General features: G+C 45.9%; 3 protein-coding genes. All 3 read right to left on the reverse strand.

What is annotated here, in order from left to right:
• Positions 1 to 1,058, reverse strand: a 1,058-nt coding sequence (locus H6S82_RS27435) for a cytochrome P450 (RefSeq protein WP_191057045.1), incomplete at its 3' end; no start/stop codon positions are given.
• 39 nt (positions 1,059 to 1,097) lie between these two features.
• A complete protein-coding gene (locus tag H6S82_RS27440) occupies positions 1,098 to 2,402 on the reverse strand; it encodes a glycosyltransferase (protein ID WP_190469977.1) in 1,305 nt (434 codons plus the stop codon).
• Between the two features lie 119 nt (positions 2,403 to 2,521).
• A partial coding sequence (locus H6S82_RS27445; protein ID WP_191057046.1) for a cytochrome P450 occupies positions 2,522 to 2,799 on the reverse strand: 278 nt, incomplete at its 5' end.

The following is a 2,799-nucleotide window of genomic DNA, read 5'->3' on the forward strand; positions in this document are numbered from 1 at the left end:
TAAATACAGGCAGCTAGCTGTGTACCGGGTTCAAATAAATGACCCGTAATTTCGATGGGAGATTTGACAATTCTGCCAAAGGTGATAAACAAAATTGGATAAATTCGCAGCGTTTCGTTGCAAACAGCAGTAAGATAGGGTAGTTTGGCAAAAGCCGCTGGATCTGGGTTATTACCAAGGCTATCTATTTCTTGCAGCAACTTGTCAAGCACACCCGGTACGCGGTGAATTGAATATAGCGCCCAAGCTAATGATGTGGCTGTTGTTTCGTGACCGGCTACTAAAAGCGATCGCAATTCGTCGTGCAATTCTGCATCTGTCATCGGTCGATCGTTTTCGTCACGCGCAGACATAAGTAAGGAGAGGATGTCTGTGCGGGATGGATCTGGTTTTTCTCGACGTTCCTTAATTTCCGCATAGAGGAGTTTGCTAATTTCTTGCTGGCGATGCAAGAAGCGACCCCACGGACTCCACGCACCTAAATCTTTTTGCAGTACCGGAAAGAAAAGTAAGACGGAATTGAAAGGCGAACTGATCTCATCTAACATTTCTGACAAAAGTTGCCGCAATTGTTGACTGCGAGTTCCTTCTTGCAAACCAAACACAGCTTGTAAAATTACGCGCAGGGAAATTTCTTGCATTACCTCGCGAACTGAGAATTTCTGACCGATTTCCCACTCGTCGGTAACTGCAAGGGTGATATCTTGAATTAGCTGACCGTAGGTTTTCATCCGTTCGCCATGAAACGGAGGCATCAATAATTGGCGTTCTCTGCGGTGGCGATCGCCATCCATCAACATCAGCGAATACTGTCCCAGGATTGGTTTGGCTAACTGGTTCGCAGGGCCGGTGTCAAACTGTTTGTAATCGGCTGTAAAAACTTCTTTAATCGCTTGTGGGTTGCTTAAAAAGACGATCGGCTTTCCATTCCCGCTTACCCACAGTGAGAACATATCGCCATATTTTTTAGCACAATCATCCATCAATGTCAAGGGGTTAGCAACCCATTGGAGTAGCTGTACAATTTCCGGAGTTTTCGGGCCTGGTGGTAGTTTCATGGCGACTTTCCTGAGAGAATTTTCGCTGTTGAATCTAAGCTAGCAATTATAATCTTTAGGGTGAGCCAAGACAGACTTCCCCGTAGATATCGCCTGTTCGATAATATCGACGGCACGGCTAGCTTTGCCGGCTCGACGAATGGCTTCTTGCAACCTGAAGGCATTCTTTTGATAAGAATCTTCTGTTAGTACCCGCTGTATAACGGCTCTCAGCTTGGGAACGCTCAATCTTGCCAAAGGCAGCATTTCTCCCGCACCAGTTCGAGCTAAACGAGTGGCTATACCAGGTTGTTCGTTAGTAATAGGAATCGCTACCAAAGGTACGCCGCTGCTTAATGCTCCCAGTACAGTATTCATACCTGCATGAGTAATTATTAAGCTGGCTCTTTCTATTAGTTTTTGGTGCGGTGCAAAGGGAACCACCAAAGGCGAACCGGGCAAGCTCAAAGATTCTTGACTGTTTGGGTTTCCCAAAGAAATTACTAGCTGTGCGTCTAACCCCAAACAAGCCTCAGCAATGCTGTGAAAAATTTCCCATTTGCGGTTTTGTAAAGTACCTAGAGAAGCGTAAATCAGCGGTCGATCGGTCAATTTTTCCCAAGGAAAAGAGAGGGACGGGAAGGAGACGGGTTCTAAGCCGGATGAATCTTGAAAAGGCCCCGTGTAATGGAAGCAAGGGGATAAATTAACTCGCGGAAAATCAAATTCTGCCGGAAGTTGGCATATCTGAGCAAGTTGAGAGTAGGCATCTTCCCGTTTGGAATAAGGGGCTAACTGCCATTGCTGCCGCTGCTGTACGAGAATATTCCAAATTGGTTGTGTGATGCGATCGATCAAAAAGTTTCCCGCTTGGTTGCGAAGACGCGCCCCCCATCCCTTGCTGTAACTCCAGGGTGTAAAGTATGGAGGAACTCCAGCTTCCCGATTAATTAACAGAGCATTACATACTGTGATGAAGGGAAGATTCAAGAAGTCAGCAACCGTTCCACCTGCTGTTGAAACTTGGTCTACCAGCAAGGCTTCTACACCTATTAATTTGAGTGCTTCTGGAGCTGACCGGAAAAGCATAGCTGCTTCTTCTTGTAGCCAACGCACTGTAAATTTTAGTCCGGCCACTCCGCTCATTTCTCCTAACTGTTTATACTTTCGTCCCAATGTTCCGAGCGGAAATTGAGATTCTCCAATCTGGCAAAAGTTCAATCCCGATTTCATCACTTTTTCTTCGATATCGGGAATACCGAAAAGGGTGACATTATGGCCGCGTCGTTGTAATTCTCGGCCTAAGACGCACATGGGATTGAGGTGGCCGATCGCGGCGGGACTGATGATGCCAAAATGTGTCATAAGAGATTGGTAAATGGGGAATAGAGACGGAGGATTGGCAATTCGCAATTACTAATTTTCAATTGCCAACGCCAATTTTTAATTTTTAACTTTTTAATTTGCTTCCTACTGCGCTAGGCTCAACTGGAGACAGCTACCAGGGTGCGAGATTTTACCGATCGCTCGCCTTTTACAACTAGCTGAATGCTGCGATCGGGTGCTGTCACCAAACCGCGACGTTTAGGTTTGACTTCGCGATTATCGGCAAGTTCCAATTCCAAATGCGAGAGGATTTCGGCCAGGACTATTTTCATTTCAAACAACGCAAAAGCAAAACCAATACAGCGCCTTGCGCCACCCCCAAATGGCAAGAATTCATAGGGAGAAAATTGCCTTTCTAAAAATCTCTCTGGTTTAA

The sequence above is a fragment of the Planktothrix sp. FACHB-1355 genome (assembly GCF_014748295.1).
GTDB classification, from domain to species: domain Bacteria; phylum Cyanobacteriota; class Cyanobacteriia; order Cyanobacteriales; family Aerosakkonemataceae; genus Aerosakkonema; species Aerosakkonema funiforme_A.

Bases quoted from the DNA above. Each gene is read 5' to 3' on its own strand.
- H6S82_RS27440 (WP_190469977.1), bottom strand. From the start codon at position 2,402: ATGACACATTTTGGCATCATCAGTCCCGCCGCGATCGGCCACCTCAAT.